At 60.2% G+C, this 23,977-nt stretch carries 21 protein-coding genes; 8 read left to right on the top strand and 13 right to left on the bottom strand.

Features of this window, described 5'->3' with window-relative positions; all coding sequences use genetic code 11:
- Positions 1 to 156: 156 nt before the first annotated feature.
- The 10 genes from trpE to BK659_RS05485 all read right to left on the bottom strand — a co-directional run bounded on the left by trpE (position 157) and on the right by BK659_RS05485 (position 12,593).
- Entirely contained in the window at positions 157 to 1,638 is a 1,482-nt protein-coding gene (gene trpE, locus BK659_RS05540; protein WP_123424110.1) for an anthranilate synthase component I, read from the bottom strand.
- Positions 1,639 to 1,708: 70 nt separating this feature from the next.
- Positions 1,709 to 2,527, bottom strand: coding sequence for a phosphoglycolate phosphatase (locus tag BK659_RS05535; RefSeq protein ID WP_123424109.1), 819 nt, complete (start codon positions 2,525 to 2,527; stop codon positions 1,709 to 1,711).
- Positions 2,524 to 3,198, bottom strand: a complete 675-nt coding sequence (gene rpe, locus BK659_RS05530; protein ID WP_019693907.1) for a ribulose-phosphate 3-epimerase — start codon at positions 3,196 to 3,198, stop codon at positions 2,524 to 2,526. The genes BK659_RS05535 and rpe overlap by 4 nt, the downstream gene beginning before the upstream one ends.
- 80 nt (positions 3,199 to 3,278) lie before the next feature.
- The gene (locus tag BK659_RS05525; RefSeq protein WP_123424108.1) at positions 3,279 to 4,427 is read right to left on the bottom strand and encodes an iron-containing alcohol dehydrogenase; all 1,149 of its coding nucleotides are present in this window, start codon (positions 4,425 to 4,427) and stop codon (positions 3,279 to 3,281) included.
- A gap of 203 nt (positions 4,428 to 4,630) precedes the next feature.
- Entirely contained in the window at positions 4,631 to 5,455 is an 825-nt protein-coding gene (locus BK659_RS05520; protein ID WP_123424107.1) for an ABC transporter permease, read from the bottom strand.
- A 13-nt stretch (positions 5,456 to 5,468) separates the two neighbouring features.
- The gene (locus BK659_RS05515; protein WP_123424106.1) at positions 5,469 to 6,716 is read right to left on the bottom strand and encodes an ABC transporter permease; all 1,248 of its coding nucleotides are present in this window, start codon (positions 6,714 to 6,716) and stop codon (positions 5,469 to 5,471) included.
- A 154-nt stretch (positions 6,717 to 6,870) separates the two neighbouring features.
- The gene (locus BK659_RS05505) at positions 6,871 to 7,911 is read right to left on the bottom strand and encodes an ABC transporter substrate-binding protein (protein ID WP_123424105.1); all 1,041 of its coding nucleotides are present in this window, start codon (positions 7,909 to 7,911) and stop codon (positions 6,871 to 6,873) included.
- 48 nt (positions 7,912 to 7,959) lie between these two features.
- Positions 7,960 to 9,084 carry an ABC transporter ATP-binding protein gene (locus tag BK659_RS05500; RefSeq protein WP_054594303.1) on the bottom strand — a complete coding sequence of 375 codons (1,125 nt, stop codon included), beginning with the start codon at positions 9,082 to 9,084 and terminating at the stop codon, positions 7,960 to 7,962.
- A 351-nt stretch (positions 9,085 to 9,435) separates the two neighbouring features.
- Positions 9,436 to 10,065, bottom strand: a complete 630-nt coding sequence (locus BK659_RS05490; protein ID WP_123424104.1) for a response regulator — start codon at positions 10,063 to 10,065, stop codon at positions 9,436 to 9,438.
- Between the two features lie 131 nt (positions 10,066 to 10,196).
- Entirely contained in the window at positions 10,197 to 12,593 is a 2,397-nt protein-coding gene (locus BK659_RS05485; protein ID WP_123424103.1) for a PAS domain-containing sensor histidine kinase, read from the bottom strand.
- 74 nt (positions 12,594 to 12,667) lie between these two features.
- On the opposite strand from BK659_RS05485, the gene BK659_RS05480 reads away from it, so the two are divergent.
- Complete coding sequence (locus BK659_RS05480; protein ID WP_123424102.1) at positions 12,668 to 13,660, top strand: alpha/beta hydrolase family protein; 993 nt, start codon at positions 12,668 to 12,670, stop codon at positions 13,658 to 13,660.
- A gap of 39 nt (positions 13,661 to 13,699) precedes the next feature.
- Here BK659_RS05480 and BK659_RS05475 read toward each other — a convergent pair whose 3' ends face one another.
- Genes BK659_RS05475 through BK659_RS05465 form a run of 3 tightly spaced genes read right to left on the bottom strand, consistent with a single transcriptional unit; the run spans position 13,700 to position 16,162 of the window.
- Positions 13,700 to 14,467 carry a TerB family tellurite resistance protein gene (locus BK659_RS05475; protein WP_123424101.1) on the bottom strand — a complete coding sequence of 256 codons (768 nt, stop codon included), beginning with the start codon at positions 14,465 to 14,467 and terminating at the stop codon, positions 13,700 to 13,702.
- Position 14,468: 1 nt separating this feature from the next.
- Positions 14,469 to 15,140, bottom strand: coding sequence for an N-acetylmuramate alpha-1-phosphate uridylyltransferase MurU (gene murU, locus BK659_RS05470; RefSeq protein WP_123424100.1), 672 nt, complete (start codon positions 15,138 to 15,140; stop codon positions 14,469 to 14,471).
- Complete coding sequence (locus tag BK659_RS05465; RefSeq protein WP_123424099.1) at positions 15,137 to 16,162, bottom strand: aminoglycoside phosphotransferase family protein; 1,026 nt, start codon at positions 16,160 to 16,162, stop codon at positions 15,137 to 15,139. The genes murU and BK659_RS05465 overlap by 4 nt, the downstream gene beginning before the upstream one ends.
- 130 nt (positions 16,163 to 16,292) lie before the next feature.
- Here BK659_RS05465 and BK659_RS05460 point away from each other — a divergent pair, with 130 nt between their 5' ends.
- The 7 genes from BK659_RS05460 to glpE all read left to right on the top strand — a co-directional run bounded on the left by BK659_RS05460 (position 16,293) and on the right by glpE (position 23,967).
- Entirely contained in the window at positions 16,293 to 19,121 is a 2,829-nt protein-coding gene (locus BK659_RS05460; protein WP_123424098.1) for an LPS-assembly protein LptD, read from the top strand.
- Entirely contained in the window at positions 19,102 to 20,418 is a 1,317-nt protein-coding gene (surA, locus tag BK659_RS05455) for a peptidylprolyl isomerase SurA (RefSeq protein ID WP_148050416.1), read from the top strand. The genes BK659_RS05460 and surA overlap by 20 nt, the downstream gene beginning before the upstream one ends.
- On the top strand, positions 20,415 to 21,404 hold the full coding sequence (pdxA, locus tag BK659_RS05450; RefSeq protein WP_123424097.1) for a 4-hydroxythreonine-4-phosphate dehydrogenase PdxA: 990 nt from the start codon (positions 20,415 to 20,417) through the stop codon (positions 21,402 to 21,404). Before surA ends, pdxA begins: the two co-directional genes overlap by 4 nt.
- Positions 21,401 to 22,219, top strand: a complete 819-nt coding sequence (gene rsmA, locus BK659_RS05445; protein WP_123424096.1) for a 16S rRNA (adenine(1518)-N(6)/adenine(1519)-N(6))-dimethyltransferase RsmA — start codon at positions 21,401 to 21,403, stop codon at positions 22,217 to 22,219. Before pdxA ends, rsmA begins: the two co-directional genes overlap by 4 nt.
- Positions 22,220 to 22,342: 123 nt before the next feature.
- Positions 22,343 to 22,723: a Co2+/Mg2+ efflux protein ApaG gene (gene apaG, locus BK659_RS05440; RefSeq protein WP_123424095.1), complete on the top strand. Its 381-nt coding sequence runs from the start codon at positions 22,343 to 22,345 to the stop codon at positions 22,721 to 22,723.
- Positions 22,723 to 23,604: a symmetrical bis(5'-nucleosyl)-tetraphosphatase gene (locus tag BK659_RS05435; RefSeq protein WP_123424094.1), complete on the top strand. Its 882-nt coding sequence runs from the start codon at positions 22,723 to 22,725 to the stop codon at positions 23,602 to 23,604. The genes apaG and BK659_RS05435 overlap by 1 nt, the downstream gene beginning before the upstream one ends.
- 33 nt (positions 23,605 to 23,637) lie before the next feature.
- Complete coding sequence (gene glpE / locus BK659_RS05430; RefSeq protein WP_123424093.1) at positions 23,638 to 23,967, top strand: thiosulfate sulfurtransferase GlpE; 330 nt, start codon at positions 23,638 to 23,640, stop codon at positions 23,965 to 23,967.
- The last annotated feature ends 10 nt before the right edge of the window (positions 23,968 to 23,977 follow it).

Below are 23,977 nucleotides of genomic sequence, written 5' to 3'. Positions count from 1 at the left end.
AAAAAACGCGGCGCCCTCACAGGCGCCGCGTTTTTTATGGTGGTGAATTCCTTGTGGGAGCGAGCTTGCTCGCGAAAGCGGTGGGCCAGGCAACATCAATGCTGGCTGTTATGCCCCCTTCGCGAGCAAGCTCGCTCCCACAGGTTCTGCGTGACCTCAGGCGTCCGGGGTTTGCTCGGCCAGGGCCACGGCGCGGAACATGGCGCGGCGCTTGTTCAGGGTTTCTTCCCATTCCAGCGCGGGCACCGAGTCGGCAACAATGCCGCCGCCGGCTTGCACATGCAGTTCGCCGTTCTTGATCACCGCCGTGCGGATCGCAATCGCGGTGTCCATGTTGCCGTTCCAGGCGAAGTAACCGACCGCACCGCCGTAGACGCCACGTTTGACCGGCTCCAGTTCGTCGATGATCTCCATCGCGCGAATCTTCGGCGCGCCCGACAACGTGCCGGCCGGCAGAATCGCCCGCAGTGCGTCCATCGCCGTCAGGCCGGCCTTCAACTGGCCGGTGACGTTGGAGACGATGTGCATCACGTTGGAATAGCGCTCGATGACCATTTTCTCGGTGAGTTTCACCGAACCAATCTCCGAGACCCGGCCGGTGTCGTTGCGGCCAAGGTCGATCAGCATCAGGTGCTCGGCGATTTCCTTGTCGTCCGACAACAGGTCTTCTTCCAGTGCCCGGTCAGCTTCCTCGGTGGCACCGCGTGGGCGGGTGCCGGCGATCGGCCGTACGGTAATCAGGTTGTCTTCGACCCGCACCAGCACTTCCGGCGAACTGCCAACGACGTGGAAGTCGCCGAAGTTGAAGAAGTACATATAAGGCGTCGGGTTGAAGCAACGCAGCGCCCGGTACAGATCGATCGGCGCAGCCTTGAAGTCGATGGACATCCGTTGCGACGGCACCACCTGCATGCAGTCACCGGCGAGGATGTACTCCTTGATGGTGTCCACCGCCCGCTCGTAATCGTCCTGGGTGAAACTGGAGCGGAACACCGGATCAGCCGCTTGCTGCTTGCTGAAGTCCAGGCCGCGACGCGGAGTAATTGGCTGGCGGAGTTTTTCCAGCAGTTCTTCCAGACGCGCCTGACCTTGCTCAAAGGCGTTTTCCTGCGACGGGTCGGCCAGCACGATGGCGTGCATCTTGCCGGCCAGGTTATCGAACACCACCACCGCATCGGAAACCATCAACAGAATGTCCGGCACGCCCAGCGGATCCGGGTTCGGGCATTTGCCCAGACGCTTCTCCACGTAACGCACGCAGTCGTAACCGAAGTAGCCCACCAGCCCGCCGTTGAAGCGCGGCAAACCGGCAATGGTCGGCACGTTGTAGCGCGCCTTGAAGGCTTCGACGAAGGCCAGCGGGTCTTCGACATCGTGGCTTTCCACTTCGGTGCCATCGACGGTCACGCTGACGTGGTGATCATGCACCCGCAGCACCGTGCGGCACGGCAGCCCGATGATCGAGTAACGGCCCCATTTCTCGCCGCCCTGCACCGACTCCAGCAGATAGGAGTTGGGCTCGTCGGCCAGTTTCAGGTAGATCGACAGCGGCGTGTCGAAGTCGGCAAGGGTTTCGCAGGCAAGCGGGATACGGTTGTAGCCGGCAGCGGCCAAACGCAGGAATTCTTCGCGGATCATGAGGTGCCTCGTGGCATGAGGGTCAAACGGTCAGGTGTGCAAACGCGCCGGATAGCCGGCCAGGATCAAGTCAGGCGCGCCAACGCCAGCGGGCCAGGGCCTTGATGACTTTCATCCAGAGTTTGCGAGTGACCACCACGATGGAATTTCCAGGAGGGGATTGAACAGCGTCGGGCAACGTTATCTCAGCGGCCGGATCCAGGCAACCGGGAATTAGCTTGCGCAGATCGTCGATCACCAGCGCCGGCGACTCTTCAGCAATCGGCCGGCCATGGTTATAGCCATAACTCAGGGCTACGCACTTTACGCCGGCAGCCTTGGCCGCCAGCACGTCGCTGCGCGAGTCACCGATGAACAACGATTGCGAGGCCGGTATGTTGGCCATTTTCATCACGAAAAACAGCGCCGCCGGGTCAGGCTTCTTCTGCGGCAGGGTGTCGCCGCCGATGATCCAGCGGAAGTAGCGGCCGATCTTCAGCTGATCCAGCAACGGTGCGACAAAGCGCTCCGGCTTGTTGGTGATCAGTGCCATTTCGACACCCTGTTTGTGCAGCCACTTCAGGGTGTCGCGTACGCCGGGGTAGACCACCGTCAGTTCATGGCCGCCTGCGTAGGCTTCCATGAAAATCTCCAGCGCGTGTTCGGCCTCGACATCATCGACACTCGTGTGATCGATATTGCCCGCCAGAGCACGACGGACCAGCACCGGCGCACCGTTGCCCACCCATTCGCGCACCGCGTCGAGACCTGCCGGGGCACGCCCGAGTTTGAGCAGCATGTTATCCACGGCCACTGCGAGGTCCGGAACCGAATCGATCAACGTGCCATCCAGATCGAACATCACCAGCCGCGGCAGACGCCCCGGGAACAACTGCTCAAAGCCACTCATGGGCGAGCCAGGGCCAGTTCGGAACGCATCTTCTCAATCACTTCCTGATAGTTCGGGGCGTTGAAGATGGCCGAGCCGGCGACGAAGGTGTCAGCGCCAGCAGCGGCGATTTCGCGAATGTTGTTCACGTTCACGCCACCGTCGATTTCAAGGCGAATGTCACGGCCCGACGCATCGATCAGCGCGCGTGCTTCACGCAGCTTGTCGAGGGTACCGGGAATGAATTTCTGCCCACCGAAGCCCGGGTTGACGCTCATCAGCAGGATCATGTCGACCTTGTCCATCACGTACTTGAGCACGTCCAGCGGGGTCGCCGGGTTGAACACCAGGCCAGCCTTGCAACCGCCTTCGCGGATCATTTGCAGGGAACGGTCGACGTGCAGCGTGGCTTCCGGGTGGAAGGTGATGTAGGTCGCGCCGGCGTCGATGAAGTCGCCGATGATGCGGTCTACCGGGCTGACCATCAGGTGCGCGTCGATCGGCGCGGTGATGCCGTACTTGCGCAATGCCGAGCAGACCATCGGCCCGATGGTCAGGTTTGGCACGTAGTGGTTGTCCATGACATCGAAGTGAACGATGTCGGCGCCGGCGGCCAGAACGTTGTCCACTTCCTCGCCCAGGCGGGCGAAGTCGGCGGAGAGAATCGACGGAGCAATAGCGAAGGGCTGCATGACGCACCTTTTTTGAGCAAAATCACGATGGCGCGCATTGTATACCTCATGCTTTGACGCGCGCACCGTGACCGCGATGATCAGTAGGCGGCTCGATAGATCTTCTCGATATCGGCGGTGCTCAATTTGCGCGGGTTGTTGCGCATCAATCGCTCTATTCCCGCGGCCTCCACGGCCATCGCCGGGATTGCATCTTCCGGTATGCCAAAACTGTGCAGGCCTTGGGGGATTTCCACTGCGGCACAGAGTCGCGCCATGGCCTCGACGGCTTTATCCGCCGCCTCGTCAGCGCTCAACTGCGCCGTTTTCACGCCAAGAGCTTCGGCGATATCGCGCATGCGCTCGACGCACGCCATTTTGTTCCAGGCCATGACATACGGCAGCAACAAGGCGTTGCTGACACCGTGCGTAATATTGAAACGCCCGCCCAGCGGATAAGCCAAGGCATGCACCGCGCCGACCCCGGCGTTACCGAATGCCATGCCGGCCATCAGGCTGGCGGTGGCCATGTCTTCACGGGCCTGCAGGTGCGAAGGGTTGGCGTAGGCTTTGGGCAATGCCGTGGCGATCAGCTTGATGGCGCCGATGGCCAGCGCGTCGGTAATCGGTGAGGCGTTGAGCGACAAGTAGGATTCGACAGCGTGCACCAGCGCATCGACACCACTGGCGGCCGTCACGCTGCGCGGGCAGGTCAGGGTCATTTGCGGGCTGACCAGCGCCACATCCGGCAGCAGGTAATCGCTGATGATGCCTTTTTTCAACTGCGCGACCTTGTCGGAAAGAATCGCCACGTTGGTGACTTCCGAGCCGGTGCCGGCAGTGGTCGGGATCGCAATCAGCGGCGGACCTTTACGCGGCACCTGATCGACACCGAACAAATCCTCGAGCGCGCCGTGATAACCGGCATAGGCTGCAACACTTTTGGCGATGTCGATGGCGCTGCCGCCACCAAGGCCGATCAAACCGTCATGCCCGCCGTCGCGGTAGACGCGCATGCAGTCTTCAACGATGGCGATTTCCGGGTCGGGCAACACTCGATCGAAAATCTCGTACGTGCGCCCCCCCAGTTGCGCCAGCGCCAGCTCCACTGTACCGGACTTGACCAGCGCGGCATCGGTGACAATCAGTGGGTAGTCGACATCCAGGCGGGTCAGCTCAGAGGCCAGTTGTTCGATGGCAGCCGTGCCGGTGAGCAATTTGTGAGCGATTTTGAAAGAGGAAATACTCATGTGCGCAGCCTCTTATAAATAGGGGAGCTGGGCACAATAGTAGCTGGGGATTGGGGTTTGTCTGTTATTCAGTCAGTGAATAATCAGAGATCCAATGTGGGAGCGAGCTTGCTCGCGATGAGGGACTGACATTCACTATTGATGTCGACTGACAGTCCGCTATCGCGAGCAAGCTCGCTCCCACAGTTGATCGAGGCGTAGCGTCAGACCTGCGCGGTACGCAGTTTCTCGCTGCGGCCACGCAGCCATTCCAGGGTTAGCAGCAGGAACACCGAGAAAGCGATCAGCAGCGTCGCGGCGGCGGCAATGGTCGGGCTTAGGTTTTCGCGGATACCGCTGAACATCTGCCGCGGCAATGTCGCCTGCTGGGGACCGGCAAGGAACAACGTGACCACCACCTCATCGAACGACGTCGCGAAGGCAAACAGCGCCCCGGAAATGACCCCCGGCGCGATCAACGGCAAGGTCACCCGGCGGAACGCCGTCAGCGGTGAAGCCCCAAGGCTGGCGGCAGCACGCACCAGGTTCTGGTTAAAACCTTGCAACGTCGCCGACACGGTAATGATCACGAACGGCACGCCCAACACCGCATGCACGACAATCAGCGAAACAAAGCTGTTGCCAAACCCCAGCGGAGCGAAGGCCAGGTAACTGGCCACACCGATGATCACCACCGGCACCACCATCGGCGAGATCACCAGCGCCATCACCAGCGCCTTGCCGGGGAAGTCGCCACGGGTCAGGCCTATCGCCGCCAGCGTACCGAAGACCATCGCCAGCACCGTCGCCGCCGGGGCGACAATCATGCTGTTCTTCAGCGAGCGCATCCATTCGGCCGAGGCAAAGAAGTCCTGATACCAGTGCAACGAGAAGCCTTGCAGCGGGTAGACCAGAAAACTCCCCGAGTTGAACGACAGCGGGATAATCACCAGCACCGGCAAAATCAGGAACAACAGGATCAGCCCGCAGAGAATGCGCAAGCTGTAGAACCACACCCGCTCGACGGGCGACATATAAGGACTCAGCATTTCGATTCTCTCCTTAGCTCAGACGCAGGCGGCTCGCGCCTACCAGCCAGCTGTAAATCAGATAGAGCACGATGGTCGCCATCAGCAGCAGCCCACCGAGAGCGGTCGCCATGCCCCAGTTGATGCTGGTGTTGGTGTAGAAGGCGACGAAGTAGCTGACCATCTGATCGTTCGGGCTACCGAGCAGCGCCGGGGTGATGTAGTAACCAATCGCCAGGATGAACACCAACAGGCATCCGGCGCCGACACCGGCATAGGTCTGCGGAAAGTACACCCGCCAGAAGCTGGCGAACGGATGGCAGCCCAGCGAGATCGCCGCACGCATGTAGGTCGGCGAGATGCCTTTCATCACGCTGTAGATCGGCAGAATCATGAACGGCAGCAGGATGTGCACCATCGAGATGTAAACCCCGGTGCGGTTGAACACCAGTTCCAGCGGCTTATCGATGATGCCCATGGCCATCATCGCGCTGTTGATCAGCCCACCCGATTGCAGCAAGACAATCCACGCCGCCACCCGCACCAGAATCGAGGTCCAGAACGGCAGCAGCACCAGAATCATCAGCAGGTTGCTTTGACGCGACGGCAGGTTGGCCAACAGGTACGCCAACGGGTAGGCCAGCACCAGGCAGATCGCGGTGATGATCAGGCCCATCCAGAAAGTCCGGGCAAAGATCTCGAGGTAGATCGCCTGATCGGGGGTCGCCGGGGCGATTTCGCCGAGGTCGTCGATCCGATGGTCGACCGCTGCCAACAAATAATATGGCGTGATGCTGCTGGTGTTGCGGCGCACCGCTTGCCAATAGGCCGGGTCCCCCCAACGCTCATCCAGCGCTTCGAGCGCGTCTTTATACGAGGCCGGTTCCGTCGTGAACGGCAGCGCTCGCGCGGTTTTGGTCAGCAGGCTGCGATAGCCGGCCAACTCCATGTTCAGTCGCTTGGACAGATCGCCCAGGGTTTGATTCTTGCGGGCCTCAAGGAGGTCTTCGCTGGCAGCCTTGAAGACCGGATCCGCCGGCAAGCCTCGACCATCCCAGGTGGCAATCGCCGCCACGGTGCGCGGCATCCCGCCGACCACTTCCGGGTTGCCGACACTTTTGTAGAGCAGCGCCACGATCGGCACCAGAAACACCAACAACAGAAACAGCACCAACGGCGCGATCAAGGCTTGGGCTTTCCAGCGGTTGACCCGCTCGGCACGCGCAAGGCGCTGCTTCAAGGTGCGATGGGTGCCCTCGTTCAGGGGAACGGCGATGGCCATGGCGAACTCCGAAATTCTTTGATCAATCGTTAATGTGGGAGCGAGCTTGCTCGCGATGGCGCCTTCAAATTCAACATTGATGTTGACTGATACACCGCAATCGCGAGCAAGCTCGCTCCCACAGGTGGGCTAGCCCACCATCGCAGGGTTGTGGTTACTTCGCAGCCCACGAGTTGAAACGCTGTTCCAGTTGCTCACCGTTGTCAGCCCAGAAGCTGACATCGATCTGCACCTGGTTGGCGATGTTTTCCGGGGTGGTTGGCATGTCTTTCAGAATGTCTTTGGACAACAGCGGTACGGCTTGGGTATTGGCCGGGCCGTAGGCGATGTTTTCCGAGTAGGTTTTCTGCTGTTGCGGCATGACCGAGTACGCGATGAATTTCTTCGCGGCTGCAGCGCGGGTTTTATCCAGGCCTTTTGGAATTGCCCAGGCGTCGAAGTCGTAGATGCCGCCGTTCCACACTACTTTCAGATTGCTTTCTTTTTGTACGGCAGCGATCCGACCGTTGTAGGCCGAGCTCATGACGACGTCGCCGGAAGCCAGATACTGCGGTGGCTGAGCGCCTGCTTCCCACCATTGAATACTTGGCTTGAGCTCATCAAGTTTCTTGAATGCGCGGTCCTGACCATCCTTGCTGGCCAGCACTTTGTAGACGTCTTTCGGCGCAACGCCGTCGGCCATCAAGGCGAATTCCAGGGTGTACTTGGCGCCTTTACGCAGGCCACGTTTGCCCGGGAATTTCTTGGTATCCCAGAAATCCACCCAACTGGTCGGTGCGCTTGCCAGCTTGTCGGCGTTGTAGGCCAACACGGTCGACCACACGAAGAAGCCCACGCCGCATGGCTGGATGGCGCCCTTCACGTAGTCTTCGGACTTGCCGAACAGCGCCGGGTCGAGCGGCTCGAACATGTCTTCGTCGCAACCACGGGACAGCTCTGGCGATTCAACTTCGACCAGGTCCCAGGACACGCTCTTGGTGTCGACCATGGCTTTGACCTTGGCCATTTCACCGTTGTATTCACCGGCGACGATCTTGCCGTTGCCCGCGGCTTCCCACGGTGCATAGAAAGCCTTGACCTGCGCCGCCTTGTTCGCGCCGCCAAACGACACCACGGTCAGGTCGGGGCCGGCCATTGCTTGCGCTGCGCCCATCATGCCCAGTGCGAGGGCTGTGAATTTCAGGGATCTCAACATTTATTATTCTCTCCACGTGCGGGGTTGGTGTTGGTGAAGCGAGGGCGATCAGTTCGCCTCTAGAAGTGGGTCGAGCGCGCGAACGTGTTCGACCTGCCAGCCAAGCGGTACCACGTCTCCGACCGCCAGCGCCGGATCCAGCTCGGCGATCGGCTGTTTCACGAAGAAGTCGGTCTTGCCACAGACTTCCAGCCGAACACGGACGTGGTCGCCCAGATAGATGAATTCCGCCACCCGCCCTGAGAAGCGGTTGACGCACGACTCGCTGGACCCGTTGAGGCTCACGCGCTCCGGTCGGATGGACAGCGTCACTGGCTCGCCGGTCTTGCCGACATTCACCGCCAGCGCTTCGACCTTTTCACCACGCCCCAGCTCAACCACGCAGCGGTCGCCGGTGTGGCTGTGCAAACGACCGTTGAGACGGTTGTTCTCGCCGATGAAGTTGGCGACGAAGGTGTTCTTTGGCTTTTCATAGAGCTCGCGCGGTGGCGCGATCTGCTGGATTTCGCCTTGATGGAAGACCGCCACGCGGTCGGACATGGTCAGGGCTTCGCCCTGGTCGTGGGTCACGTAGACCACGGTCACGCCGAGGCGCTGGTGCAGGTGCTTGATTTCCATCTGCATGTGTTCACGCAGCTGTTTGTCCAGAGCGCCCAGCGGTTCGTCCATCAGCACCAGTTGCGGTTCGAACACCAGCGCCCGGGCCAAGGCCACACGCTGTTGCTGACCACCGGAAAGCTGCGCCGGATAACGCTGGGCGAACGCGTCGAGCTGAACCATGCTCAGCACGCGCTTGACCCGGTCACTGACGTCACTTTTGTTCAGGCCGCGCACGGTCAGCGGGAACGCCAGGTTCTCGGCCACCGTCATGTGCGGGAACAATGCATAGTTCTGGAACACCATGCCGATGTCGCGCTTGTGCGGCGGCACGTTGTTGATCGCACGTCCGGCCAGCAGGATTTCGCCGGCGGTCGGCGTTTCGAAACCGGCGAGCATCATCAGACTGGTGGTCTTGCCGGAGCCGGACGGCCCGAGCAAGGTGAGGAATTCGCCTTTGCGAATCTCCAGGTTGAGGTCTTTGACGATCAGGTTCTCGCCGTCGTAGCTCTTTTGCACTCCACGAAAGCTGACCAGAACATCATTCGCTCCAGCGCTTGAATCGACCTCGCTCATACCTGCACCTTTGTATTCTTTATATGTAGGACTGCTGAGTACTAAGCCTAGTGGAGCCTTGGGACCACGCAAATCGGGGCGCAGGAGAGAATCGCCTCAGCCGTATGGAAGGTTGGGGGTAGGGATTTCCCTACAAGAATGGCGCGTTTTGGCATATGCAGCGGCATGCTGTTAGCTGCAAGCCACAAGAGTCGGCAAAGGCGGTCTTGAGAGATGTCGTAAATGGATATGCGTAAGCGATCTCTGTGGGAGCGAGCTTGCTCGCGATAGCGGTGGGTCAGTCGACATCGATACTGAATGACATGCCCTCATCGCGAGCAAGCTCGCTCCCACAGGGTATAGCGGTGTTCTTCAGAGCAACTTGTGCTCCATCGCGTACTTCACCAGCTCAGCCAGTGAGGTGATGTTGAGTTTCTGCATCAGCCGCGCCTTGTGGGTGCTGATGGTTTTGCTGCTCAACGCCAGTTGCTGGGCAATGTCATTGACATTGGCGCCCTGAGCCAGGCGCTCGAATACCGAAAACTCGCGCTCCGAGAGCAACGAATGCAGCGGCCGCGAATCCGTCAGGCCGACTTCGAAGACCATTCGGTCCGCCAGCTCCGGATCAATGTAACGCCCGCCCGCCGCGACTTTGCGAATCGCCGTCAGCAGCAACGCCGGGTCGCTGTCCTTGGTCGCATAACCGGCAGCGCCTACCTTCAGCGCCCGCGCAGCCATTTGCGCCTCGTCGTGCATCGACAGCACCAGAATCGCCGGTGGATTGTTCAGTGCGCGAATCCGTGGAATCGCCTCCAGCCCATTAACCCCGGGCATGGAGATATCCAGCAACACCACCTCGCAGGGAATATGGCGCAATTGCTCGAGCAATTGCTCGCCATTGCTCGCCTCCCCCACCACCAGCAAATCCTTGGCGAGGCCAATCAACTGCTTGATACCCTCACGGACGATGGTGTGGTCTTCGGCTACCAGTACACGGATCACGTTCTTCTCCAGATTCAAGATCAATCGCGAGCAAGCTCGCTCCCACACTGTTCCGCGTACATAGGGACAACACAGATCAATGTGGGAGCGAGCTTGCTCGCGAAGGCGTCAGTGCAAACAACACAAAACCCTCAGGCTTCATCCAGCGGCACACGCACGCTCAATGTCGTGCCCTCGCCCGGTTCACTCTCAAGCGACAACTGGCCACCCATAATCAGCACCCGCTCGCGCATGCCGACCACGCCAAAGGATGTCGGCCTGCCCGTGGACGCGACAAAGCCTACGCCATCATCGCTGACCGTCAGGCACAACTCGTCGCCTTCCAGCACCAGTGTCAGTTCAACAGTATGCGCCTGCGCATGGCGCATGACATTGGTCAGCGCCTCCTGAAGGATCCGGAACAGGCCGATGGCCTTGGCGTCGCTGAGGGCCGGCAGATTGTCCGGTACTTGCACCAGACACGGGATCTGCGTGCGCGCTTCGAAACGCCGGGCCTGCCACTCGATGGCTGATGCGATCCCGGCGTCGAGAATCGGTGGGCGCAAGGCCGTGGCCACATCGCGCACCAGCTGGAACAGTTGGGCGATCAGGCGCTTCATGCTGTTGAGGCGGTCACTCAACCCCGGATCGAGTTCGGCGTAGGCCAGTTCGCACATCGAGGTTTCGAGCTTGAGCACCGTCAGCATCTGACCCAATTCATCGTGAACTTCCCGGGCAATCCGGGCCTTTTCCTCTTCCCGCACGCTTTCCAGGTGCGCGGACAATTCACGCAATTGCTCGCGGGAGCTGGCCAGTTCCAGCTCGATGCGCTTGCTCTCGCTGATGTCCCAGACAATCCCGTCCCAGACGAATGCACCATCGTCGAGCCGGCGCGTGATGGCCTTGATTTCGGCCCAGCGCTGCTCGCCCTGGCGGGTGAGAATCCGGCCTTGCCACGACCAGTCACTATCAGTGTCCAGCGCCTGATCCTGAGTCTGGTGATAACTCGCCCGGTCATCCGGATGCACCAGACTGCGCAGGCCCATGTCGCGATGGCTCAAGGTCGCCGGTGAATACCCCACCAGGCTCTCGCTACCCTCGCTGATGTAGGCAAAGTCAATCTGCCCGGTCACTGGCGCCCGCTCCAGGCGAAAGACCAGGCCCGGTACGTTGGCAGCAATCCCCTGCAACCGCGCCTCGCTTTCCTGCAAGGCAGCCAACGCCCGACGGCGTTCGGTGACGTCATTGAGGTAAACCACCAGATATTCACCGTCGCGAAAACGCAGGAAACTCAACGACACGTCGGCCGGCAGAATGCTGCCATCGGCGCGCACGCAGTTGGTTTCAAAGCTCTGTGGCCCGTCCTCGCTGGCCCGGGCGCGTTTCCACAGGCTCAACCAACGGTCCATGTGCAGACCGGGTTCAAAGTCGATCAGTGGCCGATCAATGACGCCGTCCGGCGCATAACCGAGCATGTCCTCGGCCGCACGGTTGGCGTAACGCACATGGCTATCCCAATTGACCCAGAGGATCCCGACCGTGCTTTGATCGATGGAAAACTGCGTCAGGCGCAACGCTTCTTCGCTCGCCTCGCGCAGCGCAATGTCTTCGCGGGCCGCCAGCAAACGCTGCTCAAGCGTATGTTGCTGACGGCGCTGCCACAGCACGATGGCCATGCTGCTGAGGAACAACACGACCAGCAACAGACAGAGGTTTTGCCAGAAGCCCGGCGATTCGGCCAGACGTGGGTACTTGGGTTGCAGCCAGCGCACGTGCAACTGTTCAAGATCCTTGGCCGGAATGGCATGCAAGGCGCTTTCAACGATGCCGGCCAACTCCGGCCAGTCGCGGCGAGTCGCCACCCGTAGCAACTGTGGCAGGCCTATATCCCCTACCACCGTTAACCCGGAGAATTCGGGCTCGGAGGACAAACGGCTGAGCTGGGCTTCATCCACGACCGCGTACCGGGCCTGTTGAGTCAGCAGCAATTGCAGGGCCTCACGCTCCATCGGCACGCCCTGCAAGTTGAGATTGCCGTAGTTGCTGCGCAGATAATCGGCGATCGCGCTGGGCATCCGCACCGCGACCCGCGACTGGTTGTCGAGTTTTTCCAGTTCGACGACACCCGCGCCCTTCTGTTCGCCGACCACCAGTTGCGGTACGCGCATGTACGGGTCGGTGAATTGCCACAGACGCAGGCCGGCGGGGGTTTGGGTCAGGCCCGGAGCGAGGTCGACTTCACCCTCGCGCACCGCCTCTTCCAGTTGCGCCACATCGGGAAAATTGCGCCACGTCACCTCGATGTTGAGCGCACTGGCCAGCCACTGCATCAATTCGACATTGGCCCCGGACAACCGCTGCAAACGCCGGTCGTACTGTGCGAAAGGCGCTTGCAGCACCACGCCAACGCGCAGTTCGTTGTGCTCCGCGAGCCACTGGCGCTGCGCGGCGCTCAACTGCGCAACATGCGCAGACGACGTGGGCGCCGCCCATGCCATCAAGGGAAGCCAACAACAGCCGATAACCAACAGGCAGCGAAAACGCATCATCCGAAGTCTCACACACTGACAAATACTGACCAACCCATTAGGCTGCCGGGATTACTTCTGGCCTGGAATATCCGATGCCCCCTGTCTATCGCTTGGCACTGCCAGCATTGTGCCTGTCGCTGATCCTGCCTTGTGCCTTTTCAGCCCAGGCCGCCGACCCGGCACCCACCACCGCGGAAAAGCCCGCTGCAGAAAAACCGGTCGAACGCCAGCCACTGCCAGAGCGTAGTCAGGAAGAAGCCGCTGCCCTTGAACGGACAGTCCCCGCCCAAGAACAACAGCAATTGCAGGCCGGCAGTGACGGTTTTCTCGCACTGTGGAAACCGGCCAACACCAGCGACCCCAAGGGTGCGGTGATTATCATCCCCGGTGCAGGTGAAACTGCTGACTGGCCTCAAGCAATCAGCCCATTGCGGCAAAAATTGCCCGATGCCGACTGGAGCAGCCTGAGTCTTACCTTGCCTGACCTGCAAAGCAATGCCCCGCAAGCGCGTGTTGTCGAAGTCGCACCCGCGCCGGCCAAACCCGCGACTGGCAGCAAAGACGCCAGCACCACCGCACCGATCGAGCAAGTGACCGGGGGAGAAGGGGACGTCGCCGACCGCGCGATCGCCGAGACCAGCGAAGAGCAAGCCAAGGCCGACGCCGAGCGCATCTACGCACGAATCGACGCAGCCATTGCTTTCGCCGAACAACAAAGTGCTCGTAGCATCGTCTTGCTCGGTCACGGTACAGGGGCCTATTGGGCCGCGCGCTACCTGAGCGAAAAACAACCCTCGCAAGTCGCGAAATTCGTGATGGTCGCCGCGCAGACACCGGTGACGGTGAAAACCGGACTGGCGGAACTGACCACCACCTTGAAACTGGCCACTTTCGACATCTACTACAAGGACAAGGCGTTGGTGCAGAGCGCCGCGCTGGAACGCTTGCAGGCCAGCAAACGCCTGAAGGCCTCGACGTTCAGTCAGCTTGCACTCAAGACCTTGCCCGGTAACAGCGCTGCCGAACAGGAGCAATTATTCCGGCGTGTGCGCGGTTGGTTGAATCCACAGAGCGCCCCCCTGTAGGAGCTGCCGCAGGCTGCGATCTTTTGACCTTCCAAGCCGTTAACGAAAATCCCGCCGCTCGCGAATCAACGTATAGGCGTTGTGCAGCTCGCGGGTTTTGTCAGTCGCTTCGCGCACCTGGGAAGGTGTCGCACCAGTGCCGGCGATCTTGTCCGGGTGATGACGACTGAGCAGGCGTCGGTAAGCACGCTTGATCTGCGACGGCTCGCTGGTGGCCGACACTCCCAGCACTCGCATCGCTTCCTGATAGGCCGCCGCACTGTTGGGCAACGTTCGCTTGTGCGGTTCGTAATCACTGGCCAGTGCCTGCACTTGTTCCGGCGTCCAGCCCAGCCACTTGCCCCACTGCGCAATCAGCTCGCGCTCGGCACTTGCGGCACGCCCGTCAGCCCAGACCATCCGCCAACAGGCGCGCAAGACACCTTCGGCGGCATGCGGTTGCGCGCTTAAACGGCGCAGGTAACCGCGCAAGCGATCATGACCGGACTTGCCACGGTTGAACGCCGCGATCGCGCGTTTCTGCGCCGACTCGCTCATTTCCAGCGCACGCATTTCCTGACGCGCCTGATAGATATGACCGTCCACCACCCGACCATCGCTCTTGGCCAGACGCCCCAGCAATACAAACAACAATTCATCGTTACGCAACATCGGCCGACCGCCGAGTCGCTCACGCAAATGCCCGAGGCTTTGCAGCTGCAAGCGCCGGTCCAGCGCCTGCCCTAACAATGCGCCGAGCATGGCCCCCGGAATGCTGGCTATGGCAAAGCCCGCTCCGGCTCCAATCAGAGTCCCTGGCCACAACATGTCAGTAGCTCGCTTCTATCAATTGCTCAACTTCGGCCAGACGTTCGTGAGTGCCGACATCGACCCAGTGCCCATGCAGTCGCTCGCCGCTCACCTGCCCTTGCGCCATGGCATCGCGTAATAGCGGGGCCAGTTTGAAGGCACCGTCCACGCAGGCCGCGAAGAGCTTCGGATGCAGCACGGCAATGCCACTGTAAGTGAGCGTCTGTGCACCTGGCTGGCCGTCCCGTACCTGGCCATCGACCAGACTGAAATCGCCGGCCGGGTGGTGCACCGGGTTGTCGGCAAGCACCAGGTGGGCCAGGCCCGCTATCGGTTGACGCAGAGTGGTGAAGTCGTAATCGGTCCAGATATCACCGTTGACCACCACAAAGGCTTCCTCACCCAAGAGCGGTAACGCGCGGCAAATTCCGCCGCCCGTTTCCAGCGGCTCACCTTCCGGCGAGTACTGAATGCTCAGGCCATAGCGCGAACCGTCCCCCAGGTAATCTTCGATCTGTTGCCCTAGCCAGGCGTGATTGATCACCACCTCGGTGAAACCTGCCGCTGCCAGCGCCTTCAGGTGATACTCGATCAGCGGCACCCCGCCAACACGCACCAGCGGCTTGGGAGTGGTCAGCGTCAGTGGGCGCATGCGCTCACCTTTACCGGCTGCCAGAATCATTGCTTTCATGCAGAGACTCCGACCGACTGGCGCAGACTGGCCAGCAACACATCCAACTCCACGAGCTCAGGACGACGAGCGACTACTGCGTCTATATAAGCAAAGAAGCGCGGCACATCGCCGAGGTAGCGCGGTTTGCCGTCGCGGTGGCAGATACGGGCGAAAATGCCGATCACCTTCAAGTGACGCTGCACACCCATCAGGTCGCTGGCGCGCAGGAAGTCTTCGAAATCGGACTGAACCGGAATACCGAGAGCGCCCGCTTGCTGCCAGTAGTCCGCCAGCCAACCGCGCACGCGCTCCTCGGGCCAGCTGAGGAAGGCATCCTTGAACAGGCAGGTCACGTCATAGGTAACGGGGCCGTAAACCGCATCCTGAAAATCCAGCACGCCAGGATTTGGCTCGCCGAGCATCAGGTTGCGCGGCATATAGTCGCGATGCACCAGCACTTTAGGCTGGGCCAGGGCGCTGTCGATCAACCTGTCGCTGACTTGCTGCCAGAGCATTTGCTGCGCCGAATCGAACTCGATACCCAACTCGCGTTTTACATACCACTCGGGGAACAGTTCCAGTTCGCGGCGCAACAGGGCCACGTCATAGCTCGGCAGCGGTGCAACCATCGGCAACTGCTGAAAAGCCAGCAACGCTTGCAGGGCATCCTTGAACAAATCGTCAGCATTTTCGCTGTCGATCACGTCCAGATAAGTCTGATTACCCAGGTCATTGAGCAAAAGAAAGCCGCGTTCAAGATCTTCTGCGTAGATTTTCGGCACGTTAATTCCGGATTTCGCCAGCAAATATGCGATATCTACGAAGGGTTTGCAGTTTTCCTGGGGCGGCGGAGCGTCCATTACGACGAAACTTCTGCCTTCACCTTCCCAACGGAAGTAACGGCGGAAACTCGCGTCGCTGCTGGCCGCGGTCAACGTGGCCGGGGGTACGGCACCCCATCCTTGCGCGGCAAACAGCATTGCCAATTGCTCATCAAGCCAAACTTTCAGGTGTTGCAAGCGTACATCTTGGTCAGGCATTACAAGGGTCTCCGACGGCGCTAGCCGTCAAGCGGGTCATGCTTTATTATCCAGCATCTTTTTCAGACCATCGAGAGGCGTGCGGCCCACACCGCGGGCAGATGGCACGCAGGAAGCCCGGACTAATAAGATGGCATTGAAATCCCCCGCGTTTCGTAAAAAATTTCCGTTGTTGGTGACCGGCAGTTTGCTGGCCCTGCAACCTCTAGCCACTTCGTTCGTGGTCGCCGCGGAACAGTATGACTGCTCAGTCTCTGCTTCGGGAGCCTGGGACTGCGCGCCGAAAGCCAACGCAGCTCAACTGCCACCACGCCCTGTACATGATGCCGGCGCGGTCAGTTCGAACAACGAGTCGGCGGCAGACCGCACTTCAGGTGGCGAAACCGCCGACAAGCCGGTACTGGTCACAGAAGCCAAGGGTCGCGCCCTGAAGTCGCGCAGTGCTGACTACAGTCACCTCGACTGGGTCCCGCGTGAGAAGCTCACCGCTGCGCAATTGGCCGAAACAGGTCCTTACTGCTCTGGTTCCTATATCGAACCAATTCGTCCTGGCATGAATGACACGACGAATAAAAGTGACGCCCCGACGTTTATCGGCGCCAAAGCCTCCCGCTATCAGCAGGAAGAACAGGTGGCGACCCTCGCCGGTGACGTGGTCATGCGTCAGGGCAGCATGCAGGTCGAGGCCGATGAGGCCAGCCTGCATCAAGCCGAAAACCGTGGCGAGCTAACTGGTAACGTTCGCCTGCGCGACAACGGCGCACTGATCGTCGGCGACCACGCTGAGGTGCAGCTCGACACTGGTGAAGCCCAAGTCGACAACGCCGAATACGTGATGCACAAATCCCGTGTCCGCGGTAGCGCGCTGTATGCCAAACGCGCCGAGAACGCGATCATCCGCCTCAAGGATGGTACGTACACCACGTGCGAACCGAACAGCAACGCCTGGCAGCTCAAGGGCAACAACATCACCTTGAACCCGGCGACCGGTTTCGGTACCGGGACCAACGTGACGCTGCGGGTCAAGGACATTCCGGTGTTCTACACCCCGTACATCTATTTCCCGATCGATGACCGTCGCCAGTCCGGCTTCCTGCCACCAAGCTTCGGCACCAGCACCAAAACCGGCTTCATGCTGGAAACACCGTACTACTTCAACCTGGCACCGAACTACGATGCCACGTTGTATCCGCGCTACATGGACAAGCGCGGCATGATGATGGAAGGCGAATTCCGTTACCTGACCAAGTCCAGCGAAGGTCAGTTCGGCGCCGCGTACCTCAACGACGACTCCAACGATCGCAGCAAGCAGACCGATTCCGAAAAAACCCGCTACATGTACAACTGGCAGCACAAGGGCGGGCTTGATTCGCGGGTATTCACCCAAGTCGACTACACCAAGATCAGCGATCCGTACTACTTCCAGGATCTGGAGACCAGTCAACTGGGCGTGAAAAGCGCCCCCGACTATGTGAACCAGCAAGGTGCAGTCACCTACCGTGGCGACACCTTCAATGCACGCCTCAACTTGCAGGCTTACGAGCTGGCGTCGGTTTCCAACATCACGCCTTATAATCGCCTGCCGCAGATCACCTTCAATGGTTTCCTGCCTCAGAAACCTGGCGGGCTGAATTTCGCCTACGAAACAGAAGCCGTGCGGTTTGAGCGGAGCCTGCAAACAGGCAATTATTTCGACCAGGATGGTGGTCCTTTTGATGCGAATGGCAATGCTATAGGCACCCCTCGTCTGGACACCAATGTCTTCGGCCTGGCACGCGCCAACGGCAATCGCCTCAATGCGGCGCCAAGTGTCAGTCTGCCGCTCAACTGGACTTATGGCTTCCTGAAGCCAACGCTCAAGTATCAGTACACTCAGTACGATCTTGACCTGGATAGCACAGGTAAAGGCCAAGTCGCCGGTCAGACCGCGGACCAGGATCGCCTCCTTGGCACTTACAGCCGAAATCAGAGTCGTGCGGTTCCTATCGCCAGTATCGACAGCGGCCTGTACTTCGACCGCAACACCCAATGGTTTGGCAAGAACTACCGCCAGACCCTGGAACCTCGCCTGTACTATCTCTATGTTCCCGAGAAAGACCAGAGCAATATTCCAGTATTTGATACTGGCGAGTACACGTTCAACTACGCCTCGCTGTTCCGCGATAACCGCTTCTCGGGCTCCGACCGTGTCGGTGACGAGAACAAACTGTCGCTGGGCGTGACCAACCGCTGGATCGAAGACAACGGCTTCGAACGTCAACGCATCAGCGTCGGCCAGGCCATGTACTTCAAGGACCGCGAAGTCCAGTTGCCGGGTATCGATGCAAAAACCCGCGCCGATGCGCACTCCAACGTATCGCCGTATGCCCTGGAATACGAATATCACTGGAACCGCGATTGGCGCACCACGGCCGACTACAACTGGGACCCGGATAGCCGCAAACCTCGCTCGGGCAGCGCGATGTTCCACTACCAGCCGGAAGACAATCCGAACAAGGTCATCAACGCCGGTTATCGCTATCGCAATGACCAGGTTCGTTACGACCAGAATACGGGTAAATGGGCTGTGGGCGGCGGTGACTATGGCACCCCTGGCACACCTGGCTACGTGAAGGATTACTACAAGATCAAACAGCACGACTTCTCGGTGATCTGGCCTGTCGTGCCGCAATGGAATGCCATCAGCCGCTGGCAGTACGACTACAACCGCAACCGTACCCTGGAAGCCTTTGGTGGTTTCGAGTACGACAACTGCTGCTGGAAACTGCGCCTGATCAACCGTTACTGGGTGTCGTATGACGAGTTCAGTCAAGCAGCCCCACAAAACGAAACAGGCGACCACGGCATCTTCCTCCAAATTGTTCTGAAGGGTCTCGGCGGCGTTACTGGCGCCAAGGTAGAGAGCTTCCTCGACAAAGGCATTCAAGGTTATCGTCAACGTGAAGACCAAGCTTTCTGATTGTCTGCGCCCGCTGATGCTGGGCGCTCTGTTCCTGGGTACTGCGGCTAGCGCCGCGGTACAGTCCATCGACAAAGTGGTGGCCATCGTCGACAACGACGTGGTCATGCAGAGCCAGTTGGACCGGCGAGTTCATGAAGTTCAGCAAACCATCGCCAAGCGCGGCGGCGGCACACCGCCAGCCAGCGTGCTGGAACAACAGGTGCTCGAACGCCTGATCGTCGAAAACCTGCAACTGCAGATCGGCGAACGCTCCGGCATTCGCATTACCGATGAAGAGCTGAACCAGGCGATCGGCACCATTGCCCAGCGCAACAACATGAGCGTGGAGCAGTTCCGCGCCGCCCTGACTCGCGACGGCCTGTCTTATGACGACGCCCGCGATCAGGTTCGTCGCGAGATGATCATCAGCCGTGTTCGTCAGCGTCGTGTGGCCGAACGGATTCAGGTGTCCGAGCAGGAAGTGAAAAACTTCCTCGCCTCTGACCTGGGCAAAGTGCAGCTCTCTGAAGAACTGCACCTGGCCAACATCCTGATCCCGACCCCGGAAAGCGCCAATTCGGAAGCGATCCAGAACGCTGCCCGTCAGGCCATGGCGATCTATCAGCAACTCAAACAGGGCGCTGACTTCTCTCAACTGGCCATCGCCAAGTCCGCAAGCGACAACGCACTGGAAGGCGGCGACATGGGCTGGCGTAAAGCCGCTCAACTGCCACCTCCGTTCGACCGTGAGCTGAGCGCCATGGCGGTGGGTGAGATCACTCAACCGGCACGTACACCTGGCGGTTTCATCATCCTGAAAGTGCTGGAAAAACGCGGCGGCGGCAATCAGGTGCGTGACGAAGTACACGTTCGCCACATTCTGATCAAACCAAGCGAAATCCGCAGCGAAGAAGAAACCAAGCGTCTGGCGCAGAAACTCTACGACCGCATTTCCGCGGGCGACGATTTTGCTGAACTGGCGAAAAGCTACTCGGAAGACCCGGGTTCTGCCCTTAACGGCGGCGACCTCAACTGGATCGACCCGAACGCGCTGGTGCCGGAATTCCGCGAAGTAATGGCCAAGACCCAACAAGGTCAACTGTCCAAGCCGTTCAAGACTCAATATGGCTGGCACGTTCTGGAAGTCCTTGGCCGCCGCGCCACTGACAGCACCTCCCAGGCCCGTGAACAGCAGGCAATGACCGTACTGCGTAACCGCAAATACGACGAAGAGCTGCAGACCTGGTTGCGTCAGATCCGTGACGAAGCCTACGTTGAAATCAAGCTCCCTGGCGTCGACCAGGCGGCGAAGTGAACCCCAAGCGTTTTGCGCTGACACCCGGCGAGCCGGCCGGCATAGGTCCTGACCTGTGCCTGCTACTCGCCTCGCAAGCCCAGCCACACCCCCTGATTGCCATTACCAGCCGCGACCTGCTCATTGAGCGGGCCGCGCAGCTGGGTGTGGTCGTTGATTTGCTGGCGGTGACGCCGGGCAACTGGCCGGACGTTCCTGCGCCGGCCAACAGCCTGTATGTCTGGGATACACCGCTCAGTGCGCCGGTCACCGCCGGACAACTGGACAAGGCCAATGCCGCCTTCGTCCTGGAAACCCTGACCCGCGCAGGCCTTGGCTGCCTGGACGGGCATTTCGCCGGAATGATCACCGCCCCCGTGCATAAGGGCGTGATCAATGAGTCGGGCATTGCCTTCTCCGGCCACACCGAGTTTCTCGCAGACCTGACCCACACCCCTCAAGTGGTGATGATGCTCGCCACACACGGTTTGCGGGTCGCACTGGTTACCACGCACCTGCCGCTGCGGGAGATTGCCGATGCAATCACCCCTGAGCGCCTGGAGCGGGTCACGCGAATTCTGCACACCGACCTGCAACAAAAATTCGGCATCGCCCAGCCACGCATCCTCGTCTGCGGACTCAACCCGCATGCCGGCGAAGGCGGACACCTGGGCCACGAAGAAATCGACATCATTGAACCAACCCTGGAGCGTCTGCGCGCTGAAGGCATGGACCTGCGCGGTCCCCTGCCCGCCGACACTCTGTTTACCCCCAAATATCTGGAGCACTGCGACGCGGTGCTGGCGATGTACCACGACCAGGGCCTGCCTGTGCTGAAATACAAAGGTTTCGGCGCGGCAGTCAACGTGACCCTCGGCTTGCCGATCATCCGCACCTCAGTCGACCACGGCACTGCCCTGGACCTGGCTGGTAGCGGAAAAATCGACACCGGCAGCCTGCAAGTCGCCCTGGAAACCGCCTACCAGATGGCCGAGACCCGTTTATGACCGAGCATTACCAACACCGGGCGCGCAAGCGTTTCGGCCAGAACTTCCTGCACGATGCCGGCGTTATCGACCGAATCCTGCGCTCCATTCACGCCAAAGCAGAAGACCGCCTGCTGGAAATCGGCCCGGGTCAGGGCGCGCTCACTGAAGGCCTGCTCAACAGCGGCGCCCAACTGGACGTGGTTGAACTGGACAAGGACCTGATCCCGATCCTCAATCAGCAATTCGCCGGCAAGAGCAATTTCAACCTGCACCAGGGTGATGCGCTGAAGTTCGACTTCAACAGCCTGAATGCCGCGCCAAACAGCCTGCGCGTTGTTGGCAACCTGCCGTACAACATCTCCACGCCACTGATTTTCCACCTGCTGAACAACGCAGGCATCATCCGCGACATGCACTTCATGCTGCAAAAGGAAGTGGTCGAGCGTCTGGCGGCAGGTCCTGGTGGTGGCGATTGGGGCCGTCTGTCGATCATGGTTCAGTACCACTGCCGGGTCGAACATCTGTTCAACGTCGGCCCTGGTGCGTTCAACCCACCACCGAAAGTCGATTCGGCGATCGTCCGTCTGGTACCGCACGCCGTGCTGCCGCATCCAGCCAAAGACCATCGCTTGCTGGAGCGCGTCGTTCGCGAAGCCTTCAACCAGCGCCGCAAGACACTGCGCAACACCCTCAAGGCCCTGCTGAGCAACGCTGAAATCGAAGCCGCTGGCGTCGATGGCAGCCTGCGCCCGGAACAGCTTGATCTGGCGGCCTTCGTCCGCCTGGCTGACAAGCTCAGCGAACAAGTCGCCGAGCAGCCTGCCGACATCTGACAGGCCAGAAGCGTTATCGGGTAGGACACCAGCGCCCATGTCTGGTTTACTATCCGATACTTGGCCTAGACTGACCTCAATCAGTTACGCCCCGCGTCCCGCTTTGCTTTTAAGGCCTCTTGCATGTCCGATCCTCGTTATCAGGTCGACGTCAGCGTCGTCACCCGCTATCTGGCAGAACAATCGCAACCCGAGCAAGACCGCTTTGCCTTCGCCTACACCATTACCGTACAGAACAACGGCCTGCTACCGGCCAAGTTGCTCTCGCGGCACTGGGTGATCACCGATGGCGACGGGCATGTCGAAGAGGTTCGCGGCGCAGGCGTGGTTGGCCTGCAACCGCTGATCGGTGTCGGCCAAAGCCACACCTACAGCAGCGGCACCGTGATGACCACCCGCGTTGGCAACATGCAGGGGACTTATCAAATGCTCGCCGAAGACGGCAAACACTTTGACGCCATCATCGCGCCTTTCCGCCTGGCGGTGCCCGGAGCCCTGCACTGATGGCGACGTACGCCGTCGGCGACCTGCAAGGCTGCCTCGAACCACTGCAATGCCTGCTCAAGCGGGTTGCCTTCGACCCTGCAAAGGATTATCTGTGGCTGGTTGGCGACCTGGTCAACCGGGGCCCGCAATCGTTGGAAACCCTGCGCTTCCTCTACAGCATCCGTGAATCGCTGGTGTGTGTCTTGGGCAACCATGACCTGCACCTGCTGGCCGCCGGCTACAACATCGAGCGCCTGAGGAAAGCCGACACCCTGCGCGAGATCCTCGACGCGCCGGATCGCAAAGAGCTGCTTGAGTGGCTGCGCCAGCAAAAGCTCATGCACTACGACGAACAGCGCGGCATTGCGCTAGTCCATGCTGGCATACCGCCGCAGTGGTCCCTGCGCAAAGCCTTGAAGTGCGCAGCCGAAGTCGAAGAAGCATTGCGTGACGACAGCCGCATCGCGCCCTACCTCGATGGCATGTATGGCAACGAGCCAGTGAAGTGGGACGGCGACCTTAAAGGTGTAACCCGCCTGCGGGTGATCACCAACTACTTCACCCGCATGCGTTTCTGCACCAGCGACGGCAAGCTTGATCTCAAGAGCAAGGAAGGTCTCGGCACCGCGCAACCGGGCTACGCGCCATGGTTTGCACACCCGGAACGCAAGACCCGCGGCCAGAAAATCATTTTCGGCCACTGGGCAGCCCTTGAAGGTAAATGTAACGAACCAGGCCTCTTCGCCCTGGACACCGGTTGCGTCTGGGGTGGTTCGATGACCTTGATGAACGTCGACACCGGCGAATGCCTGCATTGCGCATGCGATGCCCAGGGCCACACCAGGCCGCACGTCACCCCAACCAACCCCGAACTATTGTCGGCCAGCGCCAAGCGCTAGGCTGCGCTTTCAGCCAGGCCACAGGAGCCCGCCATGAGCGAATTCAAACGCATCCCCCCAGAACAGGCCCAGGCCCTGCGCGAACAAGGCGCCGTGGTGGTCGACGTCCGCGACCCGCAGACGTTTGCCTTGAACCACATCAGCGGTTCGAAGCACCTGGACAATCACTCCATCTCCGACTTCATCCGCGCTGCCGACCTCGACGCACCGACCGTGGTGGTCTGCTATCACGGTAATTCCAGCCAGAGCGCTGCGGCTTACCTGATCAGCCAGGGCTTTTCCGACGTTTACAGCATGGACGGTGGTTTTGAGCTGTGGCGCACGATCTATCCTTCAGAAGTCGCGCAAGGCACTTCCGAATAATTTTTTTTCA

Source organism: Pseudomonas brassicacearum (genome assembly GCF_003732225.1).
Classification (GTDB): Bacteria; Pseudomonadota; Gammaproteobacteria; order Pseudomonadales; family Pseudomonadaceae; genus Aquipseudomonas; species Aquipseudomonas brassicacearum_E.
This window is presented reverse-complemented; position numbering and strand designations above follow the sequence as displayed.